This is a genomic window from Pseudomonas sp. JAI111, from assembly GCF_024809425.1.
Classification (GTDB): Bacteria; Pseudomonadota; Gammaproteobacteria; order Pseudomonadales; family Pseudomonadaceae; genus Aquipseudomonas.
In genome coordinates, this window is record NZ_JANUCB010000001.1 from 571945 (window position 1) to 594912 (window position 22968).

Below are 22968 nucleotides of genomic sequence, written 5' to 3' on the forward strand. Positions count from 1 at the left end.
AAACCTGTGCTCGCGCTCCCGCTAGCCACACAGGCCGACGCAGGTGCAGCGCTTTCAAACAAGATTTACCAGAGTGAGTATCTATAAATGGCTTCCAATACGGGCAAAGGCAAAGCGATTTTTCGCGTTGTCAGCGGTAACTTTCTCGAAATGTTCGACTTTATGGTCTACGGCTTTTACGCCACGGCCATCGCCAAAACCTTCTTCCCTGCCGACAGCGCCTTCGCTTCCTTGATGTTGTCACTGGCCACCTTTGGTGCCGGCTTCCTGATGCGTCCGTTGGGGGCCATATTCCTCGGTGCCTACATTGACCGTCATGGCCGTCGCAAAGGACTGATCATTACCCTGGCAATGATGGCTGCCGGTACGGTCTTGATTGCTTGCGTACCGGGTTATGCCACGCTGGGTGTCGCGGCGCCGCTGATCGTACTGTTTGGCCGATTGCTGCAAGGCTTCTCGGCTGGCGTGGAATTGGGCGGCGTGTCGGTGTACCTCGCTGAAATCTCCACCCCGGGCCGCAAAGGCTTCTTCGTCAGTTGGCAGTCTGCCAGTCAGCAAGCCGCGGTGGTGTTCGCCGGCCTGCTGGGTGTGGGCTTGAACCACTGGCTCAGCCCGGAACAAATGGGTGACTGGGGCTGGCGCGTGCCGTTCCTGATCGGCTGCATGATCGTGCCGGTGATCTTCGTGATTCGCCGTTCGTTGGAAGAAACCCCCGAATTCCAGGCACGCAAACATCGCCCGACCCTGCGGGACATCCTCCGTTCGATCAGCCAGAACTTCGGCATCGTTATCGCAGGCATGGCGCTGGTGGTGATGACCACCGTGTCGTTCTACCTGATCACCGCCTATACACCGACCTTCGGCAAAGCCGAGCTGCATTTGTCGGATCTGGATGCGCTGCTGGTAACGGTGTGCATCGGGCTGTCGAACTTCTTCTGGCTGCCGGTGATGGGCGCGCTTTCCGACAAGATTGGTCGTAAACCCCTGCTGTTGGCGGCGACGATTCTGGCAATTCTCACGGCTTACCCTGCCCTGTCGTGGCTGGTGGCGAACCCGAGTTTCAGCCATTTGCTGATCGTCGAGTTGTGGTTGTCGTTCCTGTATGGCTCGTACAACGGCGCCATGGTGGTGGCGCTGACCGAGATCATGCCGGTTGAGGTTCGTACGACCGGGTTCTCCCTGGCCTACAGCCTGGCGACTGCGACCTTCGGTGGTTTCACACCGGCGGCCTGTACTTATCTGATCCATGTGCTGGACAACAAGGCAGCGCCGGGGATCTGGCTCAGCGGCGCAGCGGTGTTGGGCTTGATTGCCACGCTGGTGTTGTTCCGCGGCAATCGGCATGAGTTGCGGACTGCGCAGGCGTCAGTGGTCCGCGGCGCCTGACAGACCGCAATCGCCAGCAGGCGAGCTCCCACACTGGATCTGTGGCGTTCACAAGTCCTCTGTGGGAGCTAGCCTGCTAGCGATGAGGCCAGTGCAGGCAACAAAGACCCAACAGATACACAAACAAAAACGCCCCGACCTAGGTCGGGGCGTTTTCATGTGCAGCTATTGAAGCTTAGCGCGGGAAAGCTGGCGGGTTTACACCGGCCATGTCTTCCATCACGCGAACCACCTGGCAGCTGTAACCGAATTCGTTGTCGTACCAAACGTACAGAACAACGCGGTTGTCTTGGGTAATGGTCGCTTCAGCGTCCACAACGCCAGCGTGGCGCGAGCCAACGAAGTCGGTGGAAACCACTTCCTGCGAGTTGACGTAGTCGATTTGCTTATGCAGATCGGAGTGCAACGCCATGTAGCGCAGGTATTCGTTCATCTCTTCACGGGTGGCGGCTTTCTCAAGGTTCAGGTTGAGAATCGCCATCGACACGTTTGGCGTCGGAACGCGGATCGCGTTACCGGTCAGCTTGCCGGCCAGCTCAGGCAATGCCTTGGCAGCAGCGGTGGCAGCACCGGTCTCGGTGATTACCATGTTCAGCGCGGCGCTACGACCACGGCGATCGCCTTTGTGGAAGTTGTCGATCAGGTTCTGGTCGTTGGTGTACGAGTGAACGGTTTCGACGTGGCCATTGATGATGCCAAACTTGTCGTTGACAGCTTTCAGTACCGGCACGATGGCGTTGGTGGTGCAGGAAGCGGCCGAAACGATCTTGTCATCAGCGGTGATTTCACCGTGGTTGATGCCGTGAACGATGTTCTTCAGCTTGCCTTTGCCAGGCGCGGTCAGCACGACGCGGTCGATGCCCGGGCAGGACAGATGCTGGCCCAGGCCCTCGGCGTCACGCCATACGCCGGTGTTGTCCACCAGCAGTGCGTCTTTGATGCCGTACTGGGTGTAATCCACCTCAGTCGGGTTTTTCGCGTAGATAACCTGGATCAGGTTGCCGTTGGCGGTAATGGTGTTGTTGGCTTCATCAATAGTGATGGTGCCATCGAACGGACCATGAACCGAATCACGACGCAGCAGGCTTGCACGCTTGACCAGATCGTTCTCGGCGCCCTTGCGGACAACGATGGCGCGCAGACGCAGGCCGTCGCCACCACCGGTTTTCTCGATCAGGATACGCGCCAGCAGACGGCCGATACGACCGAAGCCGTAGAGAACCACGTCAGTGCCTTTGCGCGCGGCAACGTTCTGCTGGCCAACCACGTCAGACAGTTCTTCACGCACGAACTGCTCGGCAGTACGGCCATTGCCTTCGGCCTTGAACTTGACCGCAAGCTTGCCCAGGTCGACCGAAGCGGCGCCGAGTTTGAGCTCGCTCATCGCCTTGAGCAGCGGGAATGTTTCGTGGACGGAGAGTTCGCTGTCATCGGACTGGCGGTGACGAGCAAAGCGGTGAGCTTTGAGAATCGCAATGACTGAACGGTTGATCAGGCTGCGGCCATAGATCGAGCTCACCACGTTGTTATTGCGGTAGAGCTGACCGATAAGCGGAATCATCGCTTCTGCGAGTGCTTCACGGTCGATCCATTCACCAAGACACTGGTCGGGCTTCTGAGTCACGGGAACCTTCCACATGTAGGGGCAGAAAAAAGGGGCTACATTATGCCGCCGAGTGCCTCCCGTAGCAATGCGCGCCTGTCGTGCGATCCGTAACAAATTTCTGTTCAAAAAAATCACGCATCGCTAAAGCCCAGTAAATACGCGGCTTTCAGCGCAGTCAATTTTTTGGAGATACCGCTGTCTTATCCGTAACCCTCCGTAACACTCGGTCGTTTTGCCACTACATAATCATCAATTTTCAGTAAAAAACGGCCAGATTTTGTCTTTACCACTACATTTCGCCAAACCTGCGTAATAGACACACTAGCAACTGACAGGCGGCACCCGGGGCCGCTACAATTACCGACTTTGTCGCAACGCTTGGAGCTCAACCTTCCGTGCCCGTTCTGCGTCTACCGCTTCTCCCTGCCGCGGCAGGTAAACAGCACTGGGGCAACTTGCCCGGTGCCGCCCTGAGCCTGGCCATCGCCGAGGCCGCCAGCGCTGCCAAGCGCTTTACCCTGCTGCTCACCGCCGACAGCCAAAGTGCCGAACGGTTGGAACAGGAGCTGAGTTTCTTCGCCCCGGATTTGCCGGTGTTGCATTTCCCGGACTGGGAAACCCTGCCCTACGATTTGTTTTCGCCACACCAGGACATCATTTCCCAGCGCATCGCCGCCCTTTATCGATTGCCGGAACTGAGCCACGGCGTGCTGGTGGTGCCGATCACCACGGCCCTGCATCGCCTGGCGCCGACCAAATTCCTGCTTGGCAGCAGCCTTGTTCTGGATGTGGGTCAGAAGCTCGATGTCGAGCAAATGCGTACCCGACTGGAAGCCAGCGGCTATCGCTATGTCGATACGGTTTACGAACACGGTGAATTCACCGTGCGCGGTTCGCTGATCGATCTGTTCCCGATGGGCAGCAAACTGCCCTTCCGGATTGATCTGTTCGACGATGAAATCGAGACGCTTCGTACATTCGATCCGGAAAACCAGCGCTCCATCGACAAAGTGGACACCGTTCGCCTGTTGCCCGCGCGAGAATTCCCGCTGCAGAAAGACGCGGTCACACGCTTCAAGGCACGCTTTCGTGAACGCTTCGATGTCGACTTCCGCCGCTGCCCGATCTTTCAGGACTTAAGCAGCGGGATCACCCCGGCCGGTATCGAGTATTACCTGCCGCTGTTTTTCGATGACACCTCGACGCTGTTCGATTACCTGCCTCAGGACACGCAAGTGTTCTCCTTGCCGGGCATCGAGCAGGCGGCGGAAAACTTCTGGAACGATGTGCGCAATCGCTACGAAGAGCGCCGCGTCGATCCGTCCCGTCCTTTATTACCACCGGCCGAACTGTTCCTGCCGGTGGAAGATTGCTTTGCCCGCCTGAAAAACTGGCCTCGGGTGGTGGCCAGTCAACAGGACGTGGAAACCGGTGTCGGCCGCGAGCGCTTCCCGGCGCGCGAATTGCCGAACCTGGCCATCGAAGCCAAGGCCACCCAGCCATTGGCGGCGCTGGCCGGTTTCCTCGACGAGTTCCCCGGACGCGTGCTGTTCACCGCCGAGTCCGCGGGGCGTCGCGAAGTGCTGCTGGAATTGCTTGAACGCCTGAAGCTACGACCGAAGACCGTCGACAGCTGGCCGGACTTCGTGGCGAGCAAGGAACGCCTGGCAATCACCATTGCGCCGCTCGACGAAGGCCTGTTGCTGGACGATCCGGCCCTGGCGCTGGTCGCCGAAAGCCCGTTGTTCGGGCAGCGCGTGATGCAACGCCGTCGCCGCGAAAAACGCGCCGACGCCAACAATGATGCGGTCATCAAGAACCTCACCGAGCTGCGCGAAGGCGCACCAGTGGTTCATATCGATCACGGCGTCGGTCGTTACCTGGGACTTGCGACCCTCGAAATCGACAATCAGGCCGCCGAGTTCCTGACTCTGCAATATGCCGAGGGCGCCAAGCTTTACGTGCCGGTGGCCAACCTGCACCTGATCGCGCGTTACACCGGCAGCGACGACGCCCTGGCCCCGTTGCATCGTCTTGGCTCCGAAACCTGGCAGAAAGCCAAGCGCAAAGCCGCCGAACAGGTGCGCGATGTGGCCGCCGAGTTGCTCGACATCTATGCCCGTCGCGCCGCTCGCGAAGGTTATGCCTTCGAAGACCCGAAAGCCGATTACGCGACATTCAGCGCTGGCTTCCCGTTCGAAGAAACGCCAGATCAGCAAACCACCATCGATGCCGTACGCGCCGACATGCTCGCGCCGAAGCCGATGGATCGACTGGTCTGCGGTGACGTCGGTTTCGGCAAGACCGAAGTGGCGATGCGCGCCGCGTTCATCGCCGTGCATGGCGGTCGCCAGGTAGCGATCCTGGTACCGACCACCCTGCTCGCCCAGCAGCATTACAACAGCTTCCGCGACCGCTTCGCCGACTGGCCGGTGACCGTGGAAGTCATGAGCCGCTTCAAGTCGGCCAAGGAAGTGAACGCGGCGGTCGCAGACCTTGCCGAAGGCAAGATCGACATCGTCATCGGCACGCACAAGCTGCTGCAGGATGACGTGAAAATCAAAAACCTGGGGCTGGTGATCATCGACGAAGAACACCGCTTTGGTGTCCGTCAAAAAGAACAGCTCAAGGCCCTGCGCAGCGAAGTCGATATCCTGACCCTGACTGCCACGCCGATTCCGCGCACGCTGAACATGGCGGTGTCGGGCATGCGTGACCTGTCGATCATCGCCACGCCGCCGGCCCGTCGCCTCTCGGTGCGCACCTTCGTCATGGAACAGAACAAGAGCACGGTCAAAGAAGCCCTGCTGCGTGAGCTGTTGCGTGGCGGCCAGGTCTATTACCTGCACAACGACGTGAAGACCATCGAGAAATGCGCCGCCGACCTCGCCGAACTGGTGCCGGAAGCACGGATCGGCATCGGCCACGGACAGATGCGCGAGCGTGATCTCGAACAGGTGATGAGCGACTTCTATCACAAGCGCTTCAACGTGCTGATCGCCTCGACCATCATCGAGACCGGCATCGACGTGCCGAGCGCCAACACCATCATCATCGAGCGTGCCGACAAGTTCGGCCTGGCGCAGTTGCACCAGTTGCGCGGCCGGGTCGGTCGCAGCCACCACCAGGCTTACGCGTATCTACTGACACCGCCGCGCCAGCAAATCACCCCGGATGCGGAAAAACGTCTGGAAGCGATCGCCAATACCCAGGACCTCGGCGCGGGCTTCGTCCTCGCGACCAACGACCTGGAAATCCGTGGTGCGGGCGAACTGCTGGGCGACGGCCAAAGCGGTCAGATCCAGGCCGTCGGTTTCACGCTGTACATGGAGATGCTTGAGCGCGCGGTGAAGTCGATCCGCAAGGGCGAGCAACCGAACCTCGATCAGCCGCTCGGCGGAGGTCCGGAAGTCAACCTGCGAGTCCCGGCGTTGATTCCCGAAGCCTATTTGCCGGACGTGCATGCCCGACTGATTCTCTACAAACGCATCGCCTCGGCCACTGACGAGGAAGGCCTCAAGGACCTGCAGGTGGAGATGATCGATCGTTTCGGCCTGTTGCCAGAGCCCACCAAGAACCTGATGCGCATCACGGCGTTGAAGTTGCAGGCCGAACTGCTGGGCATCAAGAAAGTCGACGGTGGCCCGCAAGGCGGTCGAATCGAGTTCGCGGCGCAAACACCGGTCGACCCGCTGACGCTGATCAAACTGATTCAGGGCCAGCCAAAACGCTACAAATTCGAAGGCGCCACGATGTTTAAATTCATGGTCCCGATGGAAAGCCCGCAAGAGCGCTTTAATACTGTAGAGGCGCTGCTTGAATGCCTCATCCCGAAAACTGCTTGAAGGACGCCGCATGCGCCTGTTTCGTTTACTGACCTTGCTGACAACGTTGCTGATAACGTCGTTCGCCCCGACGGCGTTTGCCGATGACCTGTATCAGATTGAAATGATCCTGATCCGGCAGAACGCCGTGCCTGCCATTGTCAGCAAAGCCGCACCGGAAGACTGGGCGGCCGGCGCCCAACGCATCAGCCCCGACAGTCTGCGCACGCCGAGCCTCAACGGTGAAGTGGCAAAACTTACCGCCAGCACGGATTACACGGTGTTGCTGCACAAGGCCTGGCAACAAACCCTGGGCGAAGAAGCCACCAAAGTTGCGATCAACGACGGCAAGGAACAGTTCGGCCAGTTCCCGATCGAAGGCACCCTGACCCTGAAACTGGGGCGTTTCACCGACGTCGATGCCGACTTCTGGGTCAACCAGATTGACGCCAACGGCCTGGTCACCGCCAGCGAACGCCTGAAGCAGAACAGTCACACCAAGAACGGACAACTGAATTTCCTCGATAACGGCCACCTGGCCCTGCTGATCAAGATCACTTCGCTGACCGTCCCTGCGCCTCGGCCAGTCCCCGATGAAATTCCGGACTGATTGAAGTCCTTATGGCCCCGACCCTGAGCAAACCCCTGGCACCTTCCTGGGTCAGCCGATTCAAGGAACAAAGCCTGGAGCGCGGCCGCCGCTACGCGCTTGAGAACCGCGTCAGGATCGTCGAGGCCGGCGACGCAACGATCCTCGCTGCGTGCGAAGGCTCTGGCGGTAACGTCTACCGTCAGACCATTCGCCTGCGCGAGTCAGCCAAATCCACGCTGCTGATGATCGATGCGACATGTACATGCCCGGTGCACAGCAACTGCAAACATTGCGCGGCGGTGTTGCTGAAAGTTCAGGAAACCCTGGACTACCCCGCTGCCGCGCAAGATGCCGAGCTGCTGGAAAAACTTCAGGCGGTGCTGGAAAACCGTAGCCCCAAGGCGCCGCCACAAGTGCTGGTGGACAACGTGCAACCGGTGCCGCGCCTGTGGCTGGCGAGTATCGAGTTCAGCGCCTTCGAACCGCGCAACGGCAAGATGCAGCGCTACATCCAGCATCGCGCGGCGTTGTCGTTCAGCTATCTGGATGAATACGTCAGCGGGCAGAAGAATGCCGACATCCTGATTCGCCAGGAAACCCAGACACTGCGGATAAAGCGCCACCCGGAAGTCGAACAGGCCTACAGGGAACAGCTGCGAATCCTCGGTTTCAAAGTTGCGACCCGGCAAAGCAAGGCCTTGCCGGAAAGCGCCGGCGAACTCTATGAGATGGTCAATGACAGCGCCTGGTTGACCTTCACCCTCAATGAGCTGCCGAAACTGCGTACCCAGGGCTGGGAGCTGCAGATCGACGAGGATTTCGGTTTCGATCTGACGGCCGTGGATGATTGGTACGCCACCGTCGAACAGGCGCCGGAGCGCGACTGGTTTGATCTGGAGCTGGGCATCATCGTCAACGGCGAGCGACTAAGCCTGCTGCCGATCCTGCTGAACCTGATGCGCTCCCACACCGAAATCCTCAACCCGGAACGCCTCGCCCGCCGTCGTGATGACGAGCTGATTTTGGTGAACATCCCCAATCGCCCGAATTCCGAGCACGGCCCCTTGCAAGTCGCCCTGCCCTTCGGTCGATTGAAACCGGTGCTGGCAACCCTCGGCGAGTTTTATCTGCAGGAACCTGGCGAAACCACATTGCGCCTGAGCAAGGCCGATGCCATACGCCTGAATCCACTGGAAGGCATACCGCTGCTGTGGGAAGGCGGCGAGCAGATCCGCACCTTTGCCCAGCGCCTGCGTGACATCAAAGACTTTACCGCTGCCGCGCCGGAAGGCCTGAATGCGACCTTGCGTCCGTATCAGCTCGAAGGCCTGAGCTGGATGCAGTCGTTGCGGCAACTGGAAGTCGGCGGAATTCTCGCGGACGACATGGGCCTGGGCAAAACCCTGCAAACCCTGGCGCACATTCTCAGCGAGAAAATCGCCGGACGCCTCGACCGGCCGTGCATGGTGGTAATGCCCACCAGCCTGATCCCGAACTGGCTGGATGAAGCGGCGCACTTTACGCCGCAGCTCAACGTACTGGCGCTGTACGGTGCCAGTCGCAAAAAGCATTTCGACACTCTGGCCGATTACGATCTGATCCTCACCACTTATGCATTGCTGCCCAAAGACATCGAACGCCTGGCGGCGCAGCCGTTACACGTGCTGGTTCTGGACGAAGCGCAATACATCAAAAACCCCAACAGCAAGGCCGCTCAAGCTGCCCGCGAGTTGAACGCACGCCAGCGCCTGTGCCTGAGTGGCACGCCGCTGGAAAACCACTTGGGCGAACTGTGGTCGCTGTTTCACTTTTTGCTGCCCGGCTGGCTCGGTGACGTCAAAAGCTTCAACCGCGATTACCGAGTACCGATCGAAAAGCGTGCCAGCGAAATCAGGCTTCAGCATCTGAACGGTCGGATCAAGCCGTTCCTGTTGCGCAGGACCAAGGAACAAGTTGCAACGGAATTGCCGCCCAAGACCGAAATCATCCATTGGGTCGAACTCAATGAAGCGCAGCGCGATGTGTACGAAACCATGCGCCTGGCGATGGACAAGAAAGTCCGCGACGAAATCACCCGAAAAGGCGTGGCGCGCAGTCAGATCATCATTCTTGAGGCGCTGCTGAAGCTGCGTCAGGTGTGCTGCGATTTGCGCCTGGTCAACGACGCGGCATTGCCCACTCGCGGCAGCACGTCAGGCAAGCTCGACAGCTTGATGGAAATGCTTGAGGAATTGTTCGAAGAAGGTCGGCGGATTCTGCTGTTTTCGCAGTTCACCTCGATGCTGGCGCTCATCGAAGTGGAGCTGACGAAACGCGGCGTTGAATATGCACTGCTGACCGGACAGACCCGAGACCGGCGCGCGCCGGTGAAAGACTTCCAGAGCGGCAAGCGTCAGATCTTTCTGATAAGCCTGAAGGCCGGTGGTGTTGGCTTGAACCTGACCGAAGCGGATACGGTGATTCACTACGACCCGTGGTGGAACCCGGCGACGGAAAACCAGGCGACTGACCGGGCGTATCGCATCGGTCAGGAGAAGCCGGTGTTCGTCTACAAGATGATTGCCCGCGGGACGGTGGAAGAGAAGATTCAGCATCTGCAAAAGGAAAAATCCGACCTGGCGGCCGGCGTACTGGATGGACGTCAGACCGGGGACTGGAAGTTGCAGAGCGATGATATCGAAGCGTTGTTTGCGCCGTTGCCGGACAAGCTGGAGAAGCGCTGAATCGCCGGTGCCTGATAGATTGCATTCGCGAGCAGGCTCGCTCCCACATTGGATTTGGATTGCCCGCAATACCGGGGGCAGCATCAAACCATTGTGGGAGCGAGCCTGCTCGCGAAGAGACCCTCACTCATAAACTATTGATCAAGATTTGAGACCCGGCAGCGGCGCAAATAACGCCTCGATATCACTCTGCTCAAGCTTCAATCCACCCGTCGTCCCACCCTCAAGCACCGCCCCCGCCAACGCGGCCTTCTCCTGTTGCAATGCCTGTATTTTTTCCTCGACGGTGCCACGGGCAATCAGCTTGTAGACGAACACCGGTTTGTTTTGCCCAATCCTGTAGGCACGGTCGGTCGCCTGATTTTCTACCGCCGGGTTCCACCACGGATCGAAATGGATCACCGTGTCCGCAGCCGTCAAATTCAGACCTGTACCTCCGGCCTTCAGGCTAATCAGAAACAGCGGCACTTTACCGCTCTGGAAATCCCTGACCGGTGTACGCCGATCCGTCGTTTCGCCCGTCAGCAATGAATAACCGTAGCCACGCTGCTGCAACTCCTCCTCGATCAACGCCAGCATCGAGGTGAACTGCGAAAACAGCAAAATCTTACGGCCTTCGCTGAGCAACTCTTCCAGCATCTCCATCAAGCTGACCAGTTTCCCACTGCCTGATCGAAGGGCCTTTGCCGTGATCGGCATGTTGATCAAGCGCAGATCGCAGCAGACCTGACGCAACTTGAGCAATGCATCGAGGATGATGATTTGACTGCGACCGACGCCACTGCGGGCGATTTCGTCGCGGACCTTCTTGTCCATCGCCACGCGCACGGTTTCGTACACATCCCGTTGCCCATCGCTGAGATCAACCCAGTGGATGATTTCGGTTTTCGGCGGCAATTCGGTGGCGACCTGATCTTTCTTGCGACGCAGCAAAAAGGGTTTTATCCGAGCGGTCAAATGTCGCATCCGCTCACTGTTGCCGTGTTTTTCAATCGGTGTGCGGTAGTCGCGATTGAAGGTTTTGCTGTCGCCAAGCCAACCGGGCAGCAAAAAGTGAAATTGGGACCAGAGCTCGCCGAGGTGGTTTTCCAGCGGTGTGCCACTCAGGCAAAGCCGTTGACGCGCCTGTAGATCACGGGCGGCCTGAGCGGCTTTGCTGACCGGGTTCTTGATGTTCTGCGCCTCATCGAGAATCAGCACGCTCCAGACCTGAGGCTGTAAAACCGGCAGATCCCGCGACAGCAATGCGTAGGTGGTCAACACCAGGTCGTATTCGGCCAGGTTGGCAAAGTCTTTTTGCCGTGCCGCGCCATGCAGCGCCAACACCTTCAATTGCGGAGTAAAGCGCTGTGACTCGTCGAGCCAGTTGGGGATCAGGCTGGTGGGCATCACGGCAAGTGCCGGACGATCAAGCCGCCCGGCCTGCTTTTCTGTCAGCAGGTGAGCCAGGGTTTGCAGGGTTTTGCCCAGCCCCATGTCGTCACCGAGAATGCCACCGACTTCCAGCTCGCGGAGGGTTTGCATCCAGTTCAGACCTTCCAGCTGGTAAGGTCGCAGTGTCGCTTTCAAGCCCTCGGGCGCCGAGACGTGAGCATGGTTCGACTCACGCAGACGCTGTGCAAAACTGCGCAGTCGTTCACCGCCCTGCCAAACCAGCGGGACGCCCTCCAGTGCACTGAGGCGCGCGGCATCCGGCAAACTCAAACGCAGTGAATCACCTTGATGCCCTCCCAGGTACAACTCGCCCAGGGTGGCCATAAGCGGTTTTATCCGCCCATAGGGCAGCGCGACTTTGCCATCGGGTTTGGCACCGAAACGACCATCACCCAGTCCAATCAGCAACAATTCATCATCGTTGCGTTGGGCCAGAGTTGCAGGATCCATCAACTGTGGCTGGCTACGCAGCAAATGCAGCAATATCGGCAGCAGGCTGTGACGCTCGCCGTTGACCACGATGCCCAGTTGCAGGTCAAACCACTGATGCCCCGACTCTTCCTCGACTTGCGCATACCAGTCTTCTACAGGCTGCACGTTGAAGTGAAAGCCATGGCTTATATCGATGTGCCAGTTTTTCTCGCGCAGCGCCGGAAGCCCGTTTTGAACAAAGGCCAGCCAGGCCGCATCATCCGGCAGATCGAACATCTCGCCGGGGCGGTCCACGCTGCTTTTGCGCGTGGCCTTTTTGAAACCATATTTTTGCAGGGTCTGACGCAAGGCTTTTTCGGCGGCGGGCTGGCGCTGAATTCGCCGGGTTTCAGTACCGGAAAAGATCAACACTTCCGGGTTTCTGTCCGACGTCGGATGCCCGTCGTAGGTGAACGCCAATGCGGCGCGATGCTCAGGCTCATACTTCCAGTTTTTGTAGCGCATGCCGCTATTGAGCGTCAGGTGCGCTTGGGGATTAATGTCATCGATCACCCGCTCCGTCAGCCTGTGCGGTGGAGCAACTTTCGTCGAGGCACTCATCCGATGGCTGAATTGCATTGCCTGATGTGCCGGGATTTCCGGAGCCAAAGTCAGGTGACAAGCCAGTTTGTCATCCAGTTCGTTGAACAGCGTTCCGACTTGTAGCTGCTCGCGATCCAGGTAGTACAGGGGCGCCACGGCCAGCACTGTTTCGCACGCGGCTTCGTCGCTGCTCCACTGAGGGTAGAAACTGCCGTTGGATCTTTCGACCCAGGCAAACTTACCCGCCCTCTTCGCTCCTGGAGCCAAGGGCGGTTGCTCGAAATCAAGGAACAGCCGAGCGCTACGCAACAACATCTCCAGGAGTTCGGCGCCACTGCTGCCCTCCAAGGGGTAACCGCCGTAATACGCGTGATGGGAGTGAACGGCCACCAGAAGCCTGGCGACTCGAAGGTCCAGTTCAGACACATAGGCGGGTTGTCGCACCAGCATTTCCGACAATGAGTACATGGCCCTGATGTCTTGAAAGGCGCCGTTCTTGAGCTGGCGAGCCTTGAAAACCTCCAGCGTCCATTTCCCGGCGACAGGCGTTGCCTTGAGCCTGTAGAGCAGGCAGGCATTCGTCCCCAGCGCCGGCTCACCGGGCGTCTTGTCTGTTAAAGGAATTGCGTCGAGCCAGCGCTCCAATTCGCGATTCAGGTGGACCTGAACGGCGCTTTCAGGCTGTTGACCGTGATGATCTTGCAGGTGATAGATAACTGCAGCGCAGTGCTTGCAATTGAACATGACAGGACAGGAACAAACGCATCGAAGCTCTTCTTGCCCCTGCAGAGATTCAGAGAGCTCAATGACTTGCTCATACACCTGCGATTTGGAGCCGACGCACGATGCGACAATCATCGAATCGTCGATCTGATGGATCGTTATCCGATCCTCATCCGCGTAACTGCGGGCCTTCTCCAGAGCGCGATGACTGAACACCTCTGCCCAACGAAGTGCATGAAGTTGTTTGGTTATTGCCGTCATAAATCAACGCCGCTTGAAATCAGTAAGGCAGCCGGACATTTCATCAGGCCGAAATTCAACCCGCCAATACCCGCGCCAACGTCGACTTCACCTTGCCCATCCCGTCATGCAACGCCTGCTCGATCTGGGCCATGGTGATCACCGCCGAGGACTTGCCCGCTGCCGGGTTTACCACCAGCGCCAGACAGGCGTAATCCAGTTCAAGTTCACGCGCCAACGCTGCTTCCGGCATGCCGGTCATGCCAACGATGTCACAGCCGTCACGCTCCAGTTTCGCGATTTCAGCAACGGTTTCCAGGCGAGGACCTTGGGTGCAGGCATACACGCCTTGATCGCTGTAGCCAACGCCTTCGGCAGCCAGCGCTGCAATCAATTGCTGACGCAGTGATTCGCTGTAGGGGTAGCTGAAATCGATGTGAGTGACGTGTTCCAGATTATCGGCAAAATAGGTGTGTTCGCGGCCGCTGGTGTAGTCGATCAGTTGGTGCGGCACGCAGAAATGCCCGGTGCCCATCGCCGCGTGAATACCGCCCACGGCATTGACCGCCAGGATCGCTTCGGCACCGGCCTGCTTCAGTGCCCAGAGGTTTGCGCGGTAGTTCACCTGATGCGGCGGGAATCGGTGCGGGTGACCGTGACGCGCGAGGAACAGCACTTCCTTGCCCGCGTACTCACCGATCTGCACCTCAACCGAAGGGGCGCCGTAAGGGGTATCCACCGCTAGCGACTGACGAATGTTCAGGCCTTCTAACTGAGTCAGGCCGGTGCCACCGATAATCGCGTAAACCGTCATAACGAAAAGTCCTTAATCAATCAGTTGAGCTTCTTTGAGCGCGCCGACTGCGGCGAGCCAGCGCGGGTCTTGACGGTATTCGGTGCCGGCGAACGACTGCCCGCGCATCCGCGCGATACGCGGCGACGGCTTGACCTTCATGCGTTGGGCGGCGCTCAGCGCCAACTCCGCGGCAGCGCGGTCATTGCACACCAGGCCCATGTCGCAACCGGCGGTCAGCGCGGCTTCGATTCGACTGGCGGCATCGCCGACCACGTGGGCGCCAGCCATGGAAAGATCATCACTGAAGATAACGCCATCGAACTGCAACTCGCCACGCAGGATGTCCTGCAACCAGCGCCGGGAGAAACCGGCAGGCTGGGAATCGACCTGTGGATAAATCACATGCGCCGGCATGACGGCGGCCAGTTGCTTGCTCAATCGGGCAAACGGTACCAGGTCTTTGGCGCGGATCTCGTCGAGGCTACGCTCGTCGGTGGGAATGGCCACGTGGGAGTCCGCCTCGGCCCAGCCGTGACCCGGGAAATGCTTGCCCGTGGCGGCCATGCCAGCACTGTTCATCCCGCGGATGAAGGCACCGGCCAGAAGTGCGGCGCGCTCCGGGTCACCTTCAAAGGAACGGGTGCCGACAACGGCGCTGCGCTGGTAATCCAGGTCGAGCACCGGGGCGAAGCTCAGGTCCAGGCCAACGGCCAATACTTCGGTCGCCATGATCCAGCCACACTGCTCGGCCAGGTATTCGGCGTTCAGGTTGTCGGCGATGGCACGCATGGCCGGCAGCCGGACAAAGCCCTGACGCAGACGCTGAACCCGCCCGCCTTCCTGGTCTACCGCCAACAGCAGATCGGGGCGAACGGCGCGGATTGCAGCGCTCAACTCGCGCACCTGGCGTGGGTGCTCTATGTTGCGGGCAAAAATGATCAGGCCGCCCACTTCGGGCTGGCGCAACAATTGGCGATCTTCGGCCGTCAGCCAGGTACCGGCGACGTCCACCATCAACGAGCCTTGCAGGCCAGCAGTCATAAAGATTCCTTGAGAACGATGAATCCGTCTCGCACATAATCGCCGCCGTAGGCGGTGCCCGGCAGGACGGCGATATCAATAGGGAGCGGGTTCAGAACGAGAGTCGGCATGGGCGGCTAGCTTAGCGGATGTCAGCTGCCCCGCCCACCCGTGTGCGGTTAAACCTTGGCGGCAACCGGGGCTGATTTGCTGCGCGGGCGCAACTGCGCAGTGGCCATCGCCGAATCGGTAACGCCGGTTTCGGCGCGCATGCCAGCGGCCAGGAACGGCACCATCAGGCGCATCACCTGCTCAATGGAGGTGTTGACGCCGAAATCGGTTTCGGCAATCGCACGCAGCGCCTTGATCCCCGACATGCTGAATGCCGCGGCCCCGAGCATGAAGTGCACGCGCCAGAACAATTCGATCGGTGGAATACGCGGTGCGGCTTCGTTGACCAGCATCATGTAGCGGCGAAATACCTTGCCGTACATGTCTTCCAGATAACGTCGCAAGTGGCCCTGGCTCTGACTGAAAGCCAGGCCCAGCAACCGCATGAAAATAGACAGATCGTTGCCACTGCGGGGCTGCACGACGAGCGCCTGCTCGACAAGAATTTCGAGCAACTCTTCAAGCGTCGGCTTGTTTTCAGGCTTGGCCTGACGGCGTTCGAGCTCTTTATCGAGGCTCAGGCAGAACGGGCCGAGAAAACGCGAGAAGACGGCCTGAATCAGCGCCTTTTTCGATCCGAAGTGATAGTTCACCGCCGCCAGATTGACACCGGCCTTGCTGGTGATCAGACGCAAAGAGGTTTCCGCGAAACCTTTTTCGGCGAACAACTGCTCGGCAGCATCAAGAATGCGTTCAACGGTTTCCGACTGGGCCATGGCTACTCCGCCTGACAAACACTTGTTTGAAACATACGTTTCAGCCTGTGCGTTGTCAAGCCTGCCGGTTCGTTTTGGGAATGGTCGGTCAGCTATTTAACCATACATCGTCGACGCTTTAATAAGCTGCCTGATTGACCGTCCAGCGGCCAGTAAAAAAAGGGGCATTGCCAAGACCGATCCACTGTATATAATCCCAGTCACTGTATAAAAAGACAGAGCGATCAATATGCTAAAGCTGACGCCACGCCAAGCAGAGATTCTGGCCTTCATCAAACGCTGCCTCGAAGACAACGGTTATCCGCCAACACGTGCGGAAATCGCTCAGGAACTGGGTTTCAAATCGCCCAACGCGGCGGAAGAACACCTGAAGGCACTGGCCCGAAAAGGTGCGATCGAAATGACCCCGGGCGCCTCCCGCGGCATTCGCATCCCTGGCTTCGAAGCCAAGGCCGACGAGTCCACACTGCCGATCATTGGCCGGGTGGCCGCCGGTGCGCCGATCCTGGCCCAGCAGCACATCGAAGAGTCCTGCAACATCAACCCTGCTTTCTTCCATCCGCGCGCCGACTACCTGCTGCGCGTTCATGGCATGAGCATGAAAGATGTCGGTATTTTCGACGGCGACTTGCTGGCGGTCCACACCACCCGTGAAGCCCGCAACGGCCAGATCGTCGTGGCTCGGATCGGTGACGAAGTGACCGTCAAGCGTTTCAAGCGCGATGGCAGCAAAGTCTGGTTACTTGCCGAAAACCCTGAATTCGCCCCTATCGAAGTGAACCTGAAAGATCAGGAGCTGGTGATTGAAGGCTTGAGTGTTGGCGTCATTCGCCGCTAAAGGAGGCTCTATGCAGTTCCCACACACACCACAACAAGCCCAACTGCCATTGTTCGAGGCATTTCTGGCACAGCCATTGGCACCGATCCTGAAAGACGTGGTCGAGTCGCCTTGGGGCGCAGAACCCGAAGTCTTCAGCGAGCTGTCATTGCGTGGTGCGGCGGGGAACTGCCTGAATCTTCTGGCGCCCATTCTTCGGGAGCTGAGTCAGGATCAGGACGCACGCTGGCTGACACTGATTGCTCCGCCCGCCAGCCTGACTCAAGTATGGCTGCGCGAAGCTGGCCTCAATCGCGAACGCATCCTGCTGCTGCAACCGCGCGGCACTCAGAGCGCCCAGCAGCTGACTTGCGAAGCCTTGCGCCTGGGCCGCAGCCACACGGTTGTCAGCTGGCTCAACCCGCTGAACACAAACTCACGGCAACAACTGATCAGCGCAGCCCGTATCGGGGACGCCCAAAGTCTGAATATTCGACTGGGTTAACGTGCAACAAGGCGCCATGAATAGCGCAGGGCTTCTCAACGGACAGAGAAGCCGGACTGGAGCGGTATCAGCAGAAAGCGACGAACGGGATCAATGAAGGACCCGCGAGCTCTCATCCGTATTGAATTCACCTTCAACCAGGCGCCCTGCCATCTGCACGCCGACGCTCAACATCGCCTTGGCGACTTCCACGTGCTGGCCTTGCAGGAACACTTTGGCATCCTCGGAGAAATCCAAAGTAACCAGAGAACCTTCGTCCTCGGCCCTGCGCAGCTCGATTCGGCCGTCTGGTAACTCGACAATTTCTAGAAAGGACGTTGGCATAAAGGTCTGTTCTCCACGAAAGGCGGGGATTATATAGGCATCGGCCAGGCTTCGCTCAGTAACTTGACCAGATGTCATCACGAAGCAACATCTACCAGCGCTCATCCCTGAGCAGACGACCCATCGGGTCATCCTTCCCTTAACACTCGTTCAAACCTTCGCGAAACCGAATCGCCAACCCTTTCAGGTTCTGACGCCAGCTCTCCAGCTCTTCCCGACTCAGCTCCTCTGGCGCCTGTTCATCATCCAGGTTAACCGCCAGGATGAGTGGTTGCGTCACATCGCCTTTAGGCTTGTGCGGAGCGCGAGGTGGTTGAAACAACGCTGCATGCGCCGCCAACAGTTTGGCCAGCCAGGTTTCAGGGTTTTGCGCCAACTCGACCATCTCGGCCATTTCGGGAATGGCGATAGTGTCCAGCACCTCGCGAGTCAGCAGTAACTCGGCCCGAGGCGCGTTGGCCTGAGGCAGGCGATAGAAGCCGGCGATTTCATGACACAAGCCCAGCAGAGCACCGTACAGGTGGAACAGCGCCGATTCACGTCCTGCCTGAATCAACGCCAGGGAGTTCATTGCCCGCCCTTCTTCGGCTTTGGCCAGCGCTTCCAGCGACAGGCCGGCGAAATAAATCTTCTGGTTGGTGCGGGTATAGAGTTCGTGGGCCATGACGGCAGTCTCCACAACGAAATAATTGCTTCACGCAGGTCAGACAGTGTCGTGGATCACCTCCGCCTCCCGCAAGCACAAAACAAAAAGGCCGCATGAAAACCCGAGGGTTTGCATGCGGCCTTCTGTATATCGCGCCTGATTAAGCCTTGGCTGCCGGACGCTTGTCTTCAACAGTCCACTTGCCGCCGTCGTAATACGCTTTCCAGCCAGTCGGCTTACCGTCGACTTCAGTCTGTACGTACTGCTCTTTGGTCTTGCGGCTGTAACGGATCACGGCAGGCAGGCCGTCCGGATCCTTTTTCGGTGCTTCGCAGAGGAAATGGTACTTCGGATCGATCTCATCCTTGTGCGGCACGATTTCCATGACCAGCGGAGCACGAGTCTCGCGGTTTTTCGGGAATTGGCTGGCCGCCAGGAACAGACCGGAAGCACCGTCACGCAAGATGTAAGTGTCGTTGACCTTCTCGCATTTAAGCTCAGGCATCTTCACCGGGTCCATCTTCGGCGGCGCCGCGTCACCGCTTTTCAGCAGTTTGCGGGTGTTCTTGCACGTTGGATTGGTGCAACCGAAGAACTTGCCGAAACGGCCAGTCTTGAGCTGCATCTCACTGCCGCACTTGTCGCACTCCAGGCTCGGACCTTCATAGCCCTTGATGCGATAGTTGCCCTCTTCAACTTCGTAGCCGTCGCAATCCGGGTTGTTACCGCAGATGTGCAGCTTGCGCTTTTCATCCAGAAGGTAAGCATCCATCGCCGTGCTGCAGATCGGGCAACGGTGTTTGCCGCGCAGGACCAGTGATTCCGACTCACCCTCGTCGTCCGCAGCGATTTCATCGCCCGGCACCAGGTTGACCGTGGCCTTGCAGCGTTCTTTCGGCGGCAGGCTGTAGCCCGAGCAACCCAGGAACACACCAGTGGACGCTGTACGAATCTGCATTGGACGACCGCACACCACACACGGAATGTCAGTCATTACCGGTTGGTTGGCGCGCATGCCGCCTTCGGCGCTTTCGGCTACTTCGAGCTTCTTCTTGAAGTCGCCGTAGAATTCGTCGAGCACGTTTTTCCAGTCGCGCTCGCCTTGGGCCACGTCATCGAGGTTCTCTTCCATGCCGGCGGTGAAGCCGTAGTCCATGAGATTGGAGAAGCTCTCGGCCAGACGTTCAGTGACGATGTCACCCATCTTTTCCGAGTAGAAACGACGGTTGTGCAGCGCGACGTAACCACGGTCCTGAATGGTCGAAATGATCGCTGCATAGGTCGAAGGACGACCGATGCCGCGTTTTTCCATTTCTTTAACCAGGCTCGCTTCCGAGTAACGCGCCGGCGGCTTGGTGAAGTGCTGGGTCGGATCAAGCTTGATCAGCTTCATCGCGTCGCCCTGGGCCATGTCCGGCAGCACATCGTCATCGCCTGGCTTGGCGATTTGCGGCATGACGCGGGTGTAACCGTCGAACTTCAGAATACGGCCCTTGGCGCGCAGCTCGAAATCACCGGCACCGACAGTAACCGTGGTCGACAGGTATTGAGCCGGCAGCATCTGGCAAGCGAGGAACTGGCGCCAGATCAGCTCATAGAGCCGCTCTGCGTCACGCTCCATGCCCGACAGCTTGCTTGGCTCGGTATTGGCGTCGGACGGACGAATCGCTTCGTGAGCCTCTTGTGCGCCTTCCTTGCTGCTGTAGACGTTCGGAGTTTCCGGCAGGTACTTCTTGCCGAACTCGCCTTCGATATAAGTGCGCGCCATCGTCACGGCATCGGCCGAGAGGTTGGTGGAGTCGGTACGCATATAAGTGATGTAGCCCGCTTCGTACAAACGCTGGGCCATCATCATGGTTTTCTTCACGCCGAAGCCCAGGCGGTTGCTCGCAGCCTGTTGCAGGGTGGACGTGATGAACGGTGCCGACGGCTTGCTGCTGGTCGGCTTGTCTTCGCGTTTTACGATGCTGTAGCTGGAAGCCTTGAGCTTCTCCAGCGCAGCCATGGCCTGGGCTTCGTTGAGCGGCTTGAAGGCCTCGCCTTTCTCGCGAGCCACGTCAAAGCGCACGGTCGCGCCCTTGGCGGTGCCCAGGTCAGCGTGAACTTCCCAGTACTCTTCCGGGTTGAACGCGCGAATTTCACGCTCACGCTCAACGACCAGCTTCACCGCCACCGACTGCACACGACCGGCAGACAGACCACGGGCAACTTTGGCCCACAGCAGCGGAGAAACCATGTAACCCACGACACGGTCGAGGAAACGACGTGCTTGCTGTGCGTTTACACGATCAATGTCCAGCTCGCCCGGTTTGGAGAAGGCTTCCTGGATCGCTTTCTTGGTGATTTCGTTGAACACCACGCGCTTGTAGCGGCTGTCGTCACCACCGATGGCTTCGCGCAGGTGCCAGGCAATGGCTTCCCCCTCGCGATCCAAGTCGGTTGCGAGATAGATGGTGTCAGCATCCTTGGCGAGCCGGCGCAGCTCTTCGATGACCTTTTCCTTGCCCGGGAGGATCTCGTACTTGGCTTTCCAGCCATGATCGGGATCGACACCCATGCGCGAGACCAGCTGCTTGCGCGCTTTCTCTTTCGGCGTGAGCACCGGACCTTCACCCGCGGCGGCCTTGCCGCGCTTGGCGGCTGGCTCTTTGCTGGCGCTAGCCGAACCGCTGGTGGGCAGGTCTCGGATATGGCCGATACTCGACTTCACCACGTATTGGTTACCCAGATACTTGTTGATGGTCTTGGCCTTAGCCGGGGATTCCACAATGACCAGCGATTTGCCCATGGATCAGAAAATTCCTGAATTCTAGAAGTGAAAGGCGGTTGGCGCCTGACGCGGCACCGCTATATATAGTGGCTACAAGGTGAGGTCAAGCGCAGGGTTTTACGCGCACTCAGCTTATGGCTTCGAAAAAAGGCTCGGTTCGGCTTGCACCAAAGCAAAGCGTGGCACCTGTTCGCCGTCAACTTCGACCGACTCCAGGAACATGCTCAAGGGACGCACCCAAAAGCCGTAATCGCCATACAGGGCTTGATAGAAGACCACTTCTTCTTCGGTTTCCGAGTGCCGCGCAATGCTGAATACGCGGTACTGAGGACCTTTGTAATGCTGGTAGAGCCCAGGTTGTATCGGCATGGCTTGGCCCTCACTCAAATCTTTTAAAAATAAAAACAAAAATAAATTCAGAAAAACAAAAACCGGGGCACTTGGCCCCGGCTTCCGTCAACGGAACGCTTAAACGCGTTCGAAGACGGTGGAGATGCCTTGGCCGAGACCAATGCACATGGTGGCTACCCCGAAGGTGCCGCCATTTTGCTTCATCACGTTCAGCAGAGTGCCGGAGATACGGGCACCGGAGCAACCGAACGGGTGACCCAAGGCGATTGCGCCGCCGTGCAGGTTAACCTTCTCGTTCATCTTGTCGAGCACTTTCAGATCTTTCAGCACTGGCAAGGCCTGTGCGGCGAAAGCTTCGTTGAGCTCGAAGAAGTCGATATCGTTAATCCCAAGGCCCGCGCGCTTCAAGGCTTTTTGGGTGGCCGGTACTGGACCATAGCCCATGATAGCCGGGTCCACACCTGCCACTGCCATCGAGCGGATCACCGCCATAGGCTGGATGCCCAGGTCTTGCGCACGCTGCGCCGACATCACGATCATGCACGAAGCACCGTCGGTGATCTGCGACGAAGTACCCGCTGTCACGGTGCCGCCCTTAGGGTTGAAAGCAGGCTTGAGAGCCGCCAGGCTTTCCAGGGTGGTTTCCGGACGAATGGTTTCGTCGTAGTCGAACAGTTTCAGGAAACCGTTCTCGTCGTAGCCCTGCATCGGGATGATTTCGTCTTTGAACTTGCCTTCCACAGTCGCCTTGTGAGCGAGCTGGTGGGAACGCACGCCGAAAGCATCCTGTTGTTCGCGAGTGATGCCGTGCATTTTACCCAGCATTTCAGCGGTCAGGCCCATCATGCCCGAAGCTTTTGCCGCGTACAGCGACATGTGCGGGTTCGGATCGACACCGTGCATCATGCTCACGTGGCCCATGTGCTCGACGCCGCCGACCACGAACACGTCACCGTTACCGGTCATGATCGCTTGTGCGGCGGTGTGCAGAGCGCTCATCGACGAACCACACAGACGGCTGACGGTCTGGCCGGCGGCAGTGTGCGGGATCTGAGTCATCAGGGACGCCATGCGGGCGATGTTCCAGCCCTGCTCCAGGGTCTGGTTTACGCAGCCCCAGATGACGTCTTCGACTTCATTCGGGTCGACCTTGACGTTGCGTTCCAGCAATTTGCTGATCAAGTGCGCCGACATGTCCTCGGCGCGGGTGTTGCGGTGCATGCCGCCCTTGGAGCGGCCCATCGGAGTACGACCGAAGTCGACAATCACGACGTCTCTTGGATTCAAGCTCATAAAATTTCACTCTCGCT

At 58.7% G+C, this 22968-nt stretch carries 16 protein-coding genes; 6 read left to right on the top strand and 10 right to left on the bottom strand.

Translation table 11 applies throughout. The annotated features are described in order from the left end of the window. Window positions 1–87 precede the first annotated feature (87 nt). Entirely contained in the window at window positions 88–1386 is a 1299-nt protein-coding gene (locus HNR03_RS02810; protein WP_259150536.1) for an MFS transporter, read from the top strand. 175 nt (window positions 1387–1561) lie between these two features. Here the strand turns inward: HNR03_RS02810 and HNR03_RS02815 are convergent, their stop codons facing one another. Next, window positions 1562–3025 (bottom strand): glyceraldehyde-3-phosphate dehydrogenase, encoded by a 1464-nt coding sequence (locus HNR03_RS02815; protein ID WP_259150538.1) that lies wholly within the window; start codon window positions 3023–3025, stop codon window positions 1562–1564. A 362-nt stretch (window positions 3026–3387) separates the two neighbouring features. Between HNR03_RS02815 and mfd the strand changes: the two genes are divergently transcribed. Genes mfd through HNR03_RS02830 form a run of 3 tightly spaced genes read left to right on the top strand, consistent with a single transcriptional unit; the run spans window position 3388 to window position 10131 of the window. Continuing rightward, window positions 3388–6837 carry a transcription-repair coupling factor gene (gene mfd, locus HNR03_RS02820; RefSeq protein ID WP_090182111.1) on the top strand — a complete coding sequence of 1150 codons (3450 nt, stop codon included), beginning with the start codon at window positions 3388–3390 and terminating at the stop codon, window positions 6835–6837. Between the two features lie 10 nt (window positions 6838–6847). Continuing rightward, entirely contained in the window at window positions 6848–7426 is a 579-nt protein-coding gene (locus HNR03_RS02825) for a peptidoglycan binding protein CsiV (protein ID WP_259150539.1), read from the top strand. Window positions 7427–7437: 11 nt separating this feature from the next. Continuing rightward, window positions 7438–10131 carry a DEAD/DEAH box helicase gene (locus tag HNR03_RS02830; protein ID WP_259150540.1) on the top strand — a complete coding sequence of 898 codons (2694 nt, stop codon included), beginning with the start codon at window positions 7438–7440 and terminating at the stop codon, window positions 10129–10131. Between the two features lie 141 nt (window positions 10132–10272). On the opposite strand, the gene HNR03_RS02835 is transcribed toward HNR03_RS02830, so the two are convergent. The 4 genes from HNR03_RS02835 to HNR03_RS02850 all read right to left on the bottom strand — a co-directional run bounded on the left by HNR03_RS02835 (window position 10273) and on the right by HNR03_RS02850 (window position 16245). After that, a complete protein-coding gene (locus HNR03_RS02835) occupies window positions 10273–13563 on the bottom strand; it encodes a DEAD/DEAH box helicase (protein ID WP_259150541.1) in 3291 nt (1096 codons plus the stop codon). Between the two features lie 55 nt (window positions 13564–13618). Beyond that, complete coding sequence (locus tag HNR03_RS02840) at window positions 13619–14356, bottom strand: S-methyl-5'-thioinosine phosphorylase (protein ID WP_259150542.1); 738 nt, start codon at window positions 14354–14356, stop codon at window positions 13619–13621. 12 nt (window positions 14357–14368) lie between these two features. Then, window positions 14369–15379, bottom strand: a complete 1011-nt coding sequence (gene nagZ, locus HNR03_RS02845) for a beta-N-acetylhexosaminidase (protein WP_222585461.1) — start codon at window positions 15377–15379, stop codon at window positions 14369–14371. A 158-nt stretch (window positions 15380–15537) separates the two neighbouring features. After that, entirely contained in the window at window positions 15538–16245 is a 708-nt protein-coding gene (locus tag HNR03_RS02850; protein ID WP_090182102.1) for a TetR/AcrR family transcriptional regulator, read from the bottom strand. Window positions 16246–16474: 229 nt separating this feature from the next. On the opposite strand from HNR03_RS02850, the gene lexA reads away from it, so the two are divergent. Further along, entirely contained in the window at window positions 16475–17083 is a 609-nt protein-coding gene (lexA, locus tag HNR03_RS02855) for a transcriptional repressor LexA (protein ID WP_090182100.1), read from the top strand. A gap of 10 nt (window positions 17084–17093) precedes the next feature. After that, a complete protein-coding gene (sulA, locus tag HNR03_RS02860; protein ID WP_259150547.1) occupies window positions 17094–17567 on the top strand; it encodes an SOS-induced cell division inhibitor SulA in 474 nt (157 codons plus the stop codon). Between the two features lie 90 nt (window positions 17568–17657). Here the strand turns inward: sulA and HNR03_RS02865 are convergent, their stop codons facing one another. The 5 genes from HNR03_RS02865 to fadA all read right to left on the bottom strand — a co-directional run bounded on the left by HNR03_RS02865 (window position 17658) and on the right by fadA (window position 22951). Then, on the bottom strand, window positions 17658–17891 hold the full coding sequence (locus HNR03_RS02865) for a hypothetical protein (RefSeq protein WP_090188568.1): 234 nt from the start codon (window positions 17889–17891) through the stop codon (window positions 17658–17660). 139 nt (window positions 17892–18030) lie between these two features. After that, window positions 18031–18555, bottom strand: coding sequence for a DUF6586 family protein (locus HNR03_RS02870; protein WP_259150548.1), 525 nt, complete (start codon window positions 18553–18555; stop codon window positions 18031–18033). A gap of 142 nt (window positions 18556–18697) precedes the next feature. After that, window positions 18698–21325 carry a type I DNA topoisomerase gene (topA, locus tag HNR03_RS02875; RefSeq protein ID WP_222585458.1) on the bottom strand — a complete coding sequence of 876 codons (2628 nt, stop codon included), beginning with the start codon at window positions 21323–21325 and terminating at the stop codon, window positions 18698–18700. A gap of 114 nt (window positions 21326–21439) precedes the next feature. Next, on the bottom strand, window positions 21440–21676 hold the full coding sequence (locus tag HNR03_RS02880; RefSeq protein WP_046047845.1) for a DUF1653 domain-containing protein: 237 nt from the start codon (window positions 21674–21676) through the stop codon (window positions 21440–21442). 99 nt (window positions 21677–21775) lie between these two features. Beyond that, the gene (gene fadA, locus HNR03_RS02885) at window positions 21776–22951 is read right to left on the bottom strand and encodes an acetyl-CoA C-acyltransferase FadA (protein ID WP_090182092.1); all 1176 of its coding nucleotides are present in this window, start codon (window positions 22949–22951) and stop codon (window positions 21776–21778) included. Window positions 22952–22968: the final 17 nt, after the last annotated feature.